Here is a 6,888-nt window from a genome sequence, read left to right on the forward strand (position 1 = left end):
CCCCTGCCGATGTCGGAATGCAAGACCTGACCCCTAAACAACCTCGGCCCGCGAGTGCTCGAGCAGCTGCGCCAGGCTCTCCTCGAAGCTGTGGCGCGGCTGCCAGCCCGTGGCCTTGACGAACTTGTCTACGTTCGGGATCTGCAGCGTCACATCCGCCGGCCGCAGCAGGCGCTCGTCGAGCCGCGTCGGGATCGGCACCCTGGCCAGCGCCACGAGCCGGTCCAGGACCTCCCCCACCGTCATGGTGGTCGTGCCACCGATGTTGTAGGCCTCGCCCGGCTCGCAGTGGCAGAGCGCCTCCCAGTACGCGCGCATGGCATCCCGCACGTCGAGCATGGTGCGGACGGAGTCCAGATTGCCGTGCCGGAGCTCCGCCTGGTGCCCCCGCTCGATGCGCACCACCTGGCGCGCGAAGGAGGTGGCGAAGAGGTCCGCGCGCCGCGGGTTCAGGTAGGTGAACATGCGCGTGCGGATGATGCGCATGCCGTAACTCCTGAAGTAGCTCCAGCCGAGCATGTCCTGCGCCGCCTTGGACACGGCATAGGGGCTCGCCGGGCGCATGGGTGTCTCCTCGTCGATGGGCACGCGCGAGGGATCCACCACCCCGTAGACCTCGGAGGTGCTGCAGAGCTGGATCGTCGGGTCGAGCCCCAGGAGGCGCACGGCCTCGAGGAGGTGATCCGTTCCCAGGATGTTGTCGGCGAGCACAGCAGCCGGCGTGACGAAGGACGCCCGCACGTTGGCGTGGGCAGCCAGGTGGAAGACCGCGTCGGGCTTCACCTCGCGGAGCACGACGAGGGTGGAGCCGAAGTCCCGGAGGTCCGCCTCGTGCACGGTGACTCGCTCGATGATCCGGGCGAGGTTGTTCCGCGTGGTGCTGTGCCACCTGAGCAGCCCGTGGACCTCGACCTCCGGGTGGCTGTCGACGATGTGCTCGGCGAGGTAGGAGCCGCCGGAGCCGCCGATGCCGGTGATGAGCACCCGCTGGAACGACCGCCCCGCCCGCCGCGCCATGCCGCCCTACGTCCGGCCGGCCGGCAAGTCCGGCCGCTCGTAGAAGATCACGTGGCTGCCCACGGACTCGAATCGGAAGGGCACCCGGAGGAGCCCCGGGAGCGCCGCCGCGACCGCGGCCTGCGCCTCGGGCGGGGTGAAGAGCAGGAGGAACCCGCCGCCGCCGGCGCCGATGAGCTTGCCGCCGGTACAGCCGGCCCGCCGGGCCCGCGCGTAGAGGTCGTCGATGAAGGGCGTGGAGATCCGGTCGGTGAGGCTCCGCTTGAGCTGCCAGCTCTCGTCGAGGAGCCTGCCGAAGTCGTCGAGGCCCTGCGGGCTCTTCAGGATGTTGATGGCCTCGTCCACCATCTGGTGCATCACGCGCAGCTCGCGCGCCTTGTGCGGGGAGGCGCTCACCTGCGTGGCGGCGATGTCGGAGGCGGTGCGCGAGAGCCCGGTGAAGAACAGCATCAGCCGGTCCTGGAGCTCGTTGAGCCGCTCCCAGGGGATCATGATGGGCGAAGGGCGGAAGCCGGAGTCACCCCAGAAGTCGATGCGGTTGAAGCCGCCGTAGGCGGCGATGACCTGGTCCTGGCAGCCCACGTGCTCCTTCAGCCGCTCCTGCTCGATGAGGATGGCCTCGCGGGCCAGCTGCTCCTTGGCCGGCATGATGCCCCGCAGCCCGTAGAGGGCGTTGAGCACCCCCACCGTGAAGGCCGAGCTCGAGCCGAGGCCCGTGCGCGCCGGCAGGTCGCCCTGGTGGTGCAGCTCGATGCCCTCCGTGACGCCGAGGACGCCCAGCGCCTCCCGCACCACGGGGTGCTGGATCTCCTCGCGCGCCTGGACCAGCTCGATCTGCGACCAGACCACGCGGCTCCTGTGGCTGAAGAAGGGCGGCAGGTAGCGGCAGGAGATGTAGCAGTACTTGTTGATGGTCGTGGCCAGCACCGCCCCGCCGTGCTCGCGGAACCAGACCGGGTAGTCGGTGCCCCCGCCGAAGAACGAGACCCGGAACGGCGTCCGGCTGATGATCATCGCGCCTCCCTCCTCACCCATCTACCACCGAGTCCCTTGGAGGCTCGATGGCTACAGAACGTGTAGCGAAATCCTTTGAGGTGAATTGCCTCACCGATCCGGTTTCTTGCCTTCATAGGCCGCGAGCGGGACAAGCCGACCGGCCTTCCGGTCCGCCTCAGCCTCAGCGATGAGCTTTCGGATCTTCGGGCTGTGCTCGAGCACGAAATCCTCGAGATCGTCTTCCGAAAGTGCCGTGATCGACGCCGCCGGCTTCCCGCGGTACGTGATGATCACCGCCTCCCCCTTCATGACCTGGCGAAGCAGCTCGTTCGTCTTGTTCTTCAACTCCACGGCGCTGGCGACTTTCATTCGGGCTCCTCGTGCCGCATGGGGTCTAAGCATGCCTGCGGTCGAGGCGGTGGCTGGCCATCTCGCGCACGTGTGCGGCCGTCTCCGGGCCGAACTTCCGCTCCACCATCTGCAGGTACTCGGGCCGGGTGAAGTAGATCTCGAAGGCGCGGTCCCGGAAGCGCAGGACCTCGGCGGCCGAGAGGAACCGGGTCGGCAGCGGGAGGGTGTCCACCGCGTGCTGCGAGTAGCCGCTCCAGGTCCCGGGCAGCGGCCACCCTTCCGCGAGCGCCATATCGTAGAGCCGCGAGCCCGGATAGGCCATGGCCGAGTAGAAGTTGGCGAACTCGCACTGGAGCTCGCAGGCCAGGTCCAGCGTGGCCTGCATCGTCTCGTGGTCGTCGTCGGGCAGCCCGAAGATGTAGTTGCCGATGACGTTGATCCCGGCGGCCTGGATGGCGCGCACCGTCGCGGCGATGTCGGCGCGGCCGAACGTCTTCTGCGCCCCATCGCGGACGTGCTGGCTGCCGGACTCGATCCCCAGCGCCAGCCAGCTGATCCCCGCGCGCCTGAGCCGGTCGAGGATGGACTCCTTGACGGTGTCCACCCGGGCATAGGCCCAGATGTTGAGATCGTGCCCCCGCTCGATGATGCGGTCGCAGACGCTCTCCACGTGCCGGTAGTTGAGCACGAACATCTCGTCCAGGATCTTGATGTTCCGCACGCCGTGCTTCTGGACCAGCAGGTCGATCTCCGCGATGACGCTCTCGGCGCTGCGGTAGCGGTAGCCGGGCTTGCCGAAGGGCGAGTTGATGCAGCAGAAGCTGCACCTGTAGGGGCAGCCGAGGCTCGTGTAGATCGAGGCGTAGGGCCGGCGGCGGTCGAGGAAGCCGAAGCAGTGCCAGTTGTGGGCCCGGTACTTCGGCACCGGCAGGAGGTCCCAGGCCATCTGCGGCAGGTCCCGGTCCAGGTTGTCCAGGAGCGGGGCCGGGGGCGTGGAGTGGATCGCCTCGCCCTCCCGATACCAGAGCCCGGGGACCTGGTCATAGCCGTTCCCGCCGGCGCGCAGCGCCTCCAGCAGCCCCACGATCGTGTGCGGCCCCTCGCCCTGGCAGACGAAGTCGCAGGCCTCCTCCCTGAGCGTGCGCTCGGGCAACGCCGACACGTGGCCGCCCACGAGGAGCGTCGGGATCCCGGGCGCGCGCGCCCTGAGCGCGGTGCAGATGGCGCCGGCCGCCGGCATGGTCTGGGTGGAGGCCGAGGGCTGGTGGCCGAAGACCACGACGGTGGCAAGCCGGGGCGCGAGGGTGGCGAGCCTTTCCGCCACCTCGGCGGGGGCCAGGTCCTCGGCCTCGGCATCCACGATCTCCACCGAGTAGCCGCGGGCGCGGGCGAAGGTTGCCATGAGGCCCGCCCAGACAGGCGGCTCGATGGCCGTCAGCGTCGAGCCCAGTCGCTGATAAACCTCCATCCGGCTGCCGGGCTGGACCAGCGCCAGGTCGAGACGCCCGCGCTCAGACATTGCCATAGCCCTGGCGGCGCACGACCTGGTAGCCCTTGATCAGCTCGGCGATGCCCGCGTCCAGCGACACCTCCGCCCGGAAGCCCGTGGCCTCGATCCTGGCGTTGCTCACGATGTAGTTGCGCTGGTCGGGGTCCCGGCCCACGGCGGCCTCGGCCCAGTGAAAGCGCGGCACCTGCTTCTGGATGGCCTCGCACAGTTCCCGCTTGGAGAGGTTCGCCTCGCTGAGCCCCAGGTTGTAGACCCGTCCGCGCATCTGCTCCCAGTGGCCGAGGCAGTGGCTGACGGCGCGGGCCACGTCCCGGACGTGGAGGAAGTTGCGCTTGAAGTCTCCCTCGAAGAGGACCACGAACCCGTCGGTGACGGCACGGTAGGCGAAGTCGTTCACCAGGAGATCCATCCGCATGCGTGGGCTCACCCCGAACACGGTGGCCAGCCGCAGGGCAACCGTGCTGGGCGCCGCCAGCACCGCCCGCTCGGCCTCGACCTTGAGCCGGCCATAGAGCGACACCGGCCGCAGCGGCGTCTCCTCGGTGCAGAAGACGTCCTTCTCCCCCACGCCATAGCCGCTGTTGGTGTTGGGGAAGATCAGCCGCTGCTCGGGGCGCTTGAGCTCGAGGAGCATCAGGACGGCATCCAGGTTCACCGTCCGCGCGCCCACCGGATCCCGGTCGCAGGCGGGCGCCCCCGTGAGACAGGCCAGCGGGAGAATGACCTCGGCCTCCCGCAGCTGCGCGGCCACGAGGTCCCGGTCCCTGGCGTCGCCCCGGACGATGGCGAGTGCCGGCTCGTGGCAGCAGTCGAGCAGCGAGGCCTGGCCGTACATGAAGCTGTCGATGACGGTGACCGTGTGCCCCTCGCGGAGCAGGTGCGGCACCAGCACCGCCCCGATGTACCCTCCGCCGCCGGTGACCAGGATCCTCATGCTGGGGTCAGGTCTTGCATTACGACAAGTGTTGAATTGCAAGACCTGATCCCGGTGAGGGCTCCGGGGGCACCGACAGGACGACGTCCGCGATGCGGTGGATGTCGTCGACGCTGAGCCCCGGGTGGTTCGGCAGCATGAAGCTCCGCTCGTGGATCAGGTCGGCCACCGGGAAGGACTGGGCCCCGTAGCGCTCCACCCAGAAGGGCTGGCGCGACATGTTCCCGCCGCCCAGCGGGCGCGTCTCGATGCCGTGGGCCCCGAGCGCCCGTCCCACCCGGTCCCGGTGCTCGAGCGAGGCGGCCAGCGCCACGAAGGAGATGCTGCAGATGGTCGCCCGCGGGTTCCGCTGGCACGTGAAGCCCGGCGCCGCGGCGAAGCGCGCCACGTAGGCCGCGTGATTCTCGATGCGGCGGGCGACGACCCGGTCCGCCCGGGCCAGCTGGCTGAGCCCGATGCGCGCGTTCAGGTCCGTGGAGCGGACGTTGAAGCCGGGGTAGTAGAAGGTGAAGCGCCGGTTGAACTCGAGGACCCCGTGCTCGCGCGCCTGCAGGGCCTCCTTCTCCGGGGCGAGGTTCTTGGGCCAGCCGTGGCTGCGGATCTGCAGCAGGATGTCGTGGAGGGCCTCGTCCGCGGTGCAGACCATGCCGCCCTCGATCGTGGAGAGGTGATGCCCGAAGTAGAACGAGAACGCGCTCATGTCGCCGAAGGTGCCCACGAGGCGCCCGTCGTAGCGGGAGCCCGTGGCGGCGCAGGCGTCCTCCATCAGGAGGAAGCCATGCCGCTCCCTGAGGCGCAGGACCGGCTCCAGGGCCACCGGCACGCCGAGGACGTGGACGAGGATCACCGCCGCGGGGTCGTGCTCGCGGCAGAGCGCGTCCAGGTGCGCCGCGTCGAGCCCGAACGTCTCGCGGTCCGCCTCGCACATGATCGGCTCGAAGCCGAGCTGGAGCGCCGGCGCCACCGTCGTCGCCCACGAGACGGCCGGCACCACCACCCGACGGTTGCGCAGCCGGCCCGAGCAGAGGGCGGCGTAGTACATGAGGAGATTGGCCGAGGAGCCCGAGTTGACGAAGGCCGCGTGCGGCACGCCGAGCCAGCGCGTCCAGCGCGCCTCGAACTCCTCCGTGAGCGGCCCCATGGTGAGCCACGGGTCCGTCTCGAGCCACTCGATGAGCTGCCGGAGGTCGTGGCGGTCGATGGTGTCGTCCGCCAGCCGGTAGCGCAGCGCCATCTCAGAGGGGTCCCCTGAAGCGGCAGATGCGCCGGAGCGAGCAGCAGAGCCGGGCCTGCGTCGCCGGATCCACGAGGCCTGAGTGGTGCAAGCCGGGTTCCATGCGCCCGGCCGCTCAGCGACTTTTCGTACCTGGCATCGCCCCGGTATTGTACGATACGTGCGGTGCGCAATTTGCCAGACTTTTCGAGCGCATCTCGCGCAGTGACGCCTGCGCACCCCCTGGCCTCCCCGGCTCGGGAGGCGCGAGCCGGACGGCGCCCGGGACACCCCCCGAGCCTCGATGTGCGGGGGACCCTGCAGGAATGAGACCGTCGGCGACGCTGCTCGTGCCCACCTGGAACGAGATCGAGGGGATGCGCCAGATCATGCCGAAGATCGAGCCGGGCTGGTGCGATCAGATCCTGGTCGTGGACGGCGGCTCCACGGACGGCACCCAGGAGTACGTCCGGGAGCACGGCTACGACCTGATCGTCCAGCAACGCCGGGGCATCCGGAACGCGTACGTGGAGGCCTTCCCGCACGTGCGCGGCGAGATCGTCGTCACCTTCAGCCCCGACGGCAACTCCCTGCCCTCGGCGGTCCCCGAGCTGATCCGCGCCGTCGCCGGGGGACAGGACATGGTCATCGCCTCGCGCTACCTCGGCGCCGCGCGAAGCCAGGACGACGATGTCCTGACGGCGCTCGGCAACTGGGGCTTCACGAGGCTGATCAACCTCCTGCACGGCGGCCGCTACACCGACGCCTTCGTGATGTTCCGCGCCTACCGCACCAGGCTCTTCTGGGAGCTGGAGCTTCACCGGGACGAGGGCTATGCCCCGGAGAAGCTCCTCGGGACCGTGATCG

At 69.6% G+C, this 6,888-nt stretch carries 7 protein-coding genes; 1 reads left to right on the forward strand and 6 read right to left on the reverse strand.

The genetic code is table 11. The features are described from left to right. Positions 1-33: 33 nt before the first annotated feature. The 6 genes from HYV93_24620 to HYV93_24645 all read right to left on the reverse strand — a co-directional run bounded on the left by HYV93_24620 (position 34) and on the right by HYV93_24645 (position 6,042). On the reverse strand, positions 34-1,017 hold the full coding sequence (locus HYV93_24620) for a GDP-mannose 4,6-dehydratase (protein MBI2529158.1): 984 nt from the start codon (positions 1,015-1,017) through the stop codon (positions 34-36). Positions 1,018-1,023: 6 nt separating this feature from the next. Further along, positions 1,024-2,031: a kinase gene (locus tag HYV93_24625; GenBank protein ID MBI2529159.1), complete on the reverse strand. Its 1,008-nt coding sequence runs from the start codon at positions 2,029-2,031 to the stop codon at positions 1,024-1,026. A 90-nt stretch (positions 2,032-2,121) separates the two neighbouring features. Further along, positions 2,122-2,382: a type II toxin-antitoxin system prevent-host-death family antitoxin gene (locus tag HYV93_24630; GenBank protein MBI2529160.1), complete on the reverse strand. Its 261-nt coding sequence runs from the start codon at positions 2,380-2,382 to the stop codon at positions 2,122-2,124. Positions 2,383-2,407: 25 nt separating this feature from the next. Beyond that, positions 2,408-3,883 (reverse strand): cobalamin B12-binding domain-containing protein, encoded by a 1,476-nt coding sequence (locus HYV93_24635; GenBank protein ID MBI2529161.1) that lies wholly within the window; start codon positions 3,881-3,883, stop codon positions 2,408-2,410. Further along, complete coding sequence (locus HYV93_24640; GenBank protein ID MBI2529162.1) at positions 3,876-4,808, reverse strand: NAD(P)-dependent oxidoreductase; 933 nt, start codon at positions 4,806-4,808, stop codon at positions 3,876-3,878. The genes HYV93_24635 and HYV93_24640 overlap by 8 nt, the downstream gene beginning before the upstream one ends. Positions 4,809-4,827: 19 nt before the next feature. Then, a complete protein-coding gene (locus HYV93_24645; GenBank protein MBI2529163.1) occupies positions 4,828-6,042 on the reverse strand; it encodes a DegT/DnrJ/EryC1/StrS family aminotransferase in 1,215 nt (404 codons plus the stop codon). Between the two features lie 305 nt (positions 6,043-6,347). On the opposite strand from HYV93_24645, the gene HYV93_24650 reads away from it, so the two are divergent. After that, positions 6,348-6,888: glycosyltransferase family 2 protein (locus HYV93_24650; protein MBI2529164.1), on the forward strand; the 541-nt coding region annotated here is incomplete at its 3' end.

It is taken from the genome of Candidatus Rokuibacteriota bacterium, assembly GCA_016188005.1.
Classification (GTDB): domain Bacteria; phylum Methylomirabilota; class Methylomirabilia; order Rokubacteriales; family CSP1-6; genus UBA12499.

Excerpts from the sequence above, each read along its gene's own strand:
- HYV93_24620 (MBI2529158.1), bottom strand. The coding sequence starts at position 1,017 with ATGGCGCGGCGGGCGGGGCGGTCGTTCCAGCGGGTGCTCATCACCGGC.
- HYV93_24625 (MBI2529159.1), bottom strand. The coding sequence starts at position 2,031 with ATGATCATCAGCCGGACGCCGTTCCGGGTCTCGTTCTTCGGCGGGGGC.
- HYV93_24630 (MBI2529160.1), bottom strand. The coding sequence starts at position 2,382 with ATGAAAGTCGCCAGCGCCGTGGAGTTGAAGAACAAGACGAACGAGCTG.
- HYV93_24635 (MBI2529161.1), bottom strand. The coding sequence starts at position 3,883 with ATGTCTGAGCGCGGGCGTCTCGACCTGGCGCTGGTCCAGCCCGGCAGC.
- HYV93_24640 (MBI2529162.1), bottom strand. The coding sequence starts at position 4,808 with ATGAGGATCCTGGTCACCGGCGGCGGAGGGTACATCGGGGCGGTGCTG.
- HYV93_24645 (MBI2529163.1), bottom strand. The coding sequence starts at position 6,042 with ATGGCGCTGCGCTACCGGCTGGCGGACGACACCATCGACCGCCACGAC.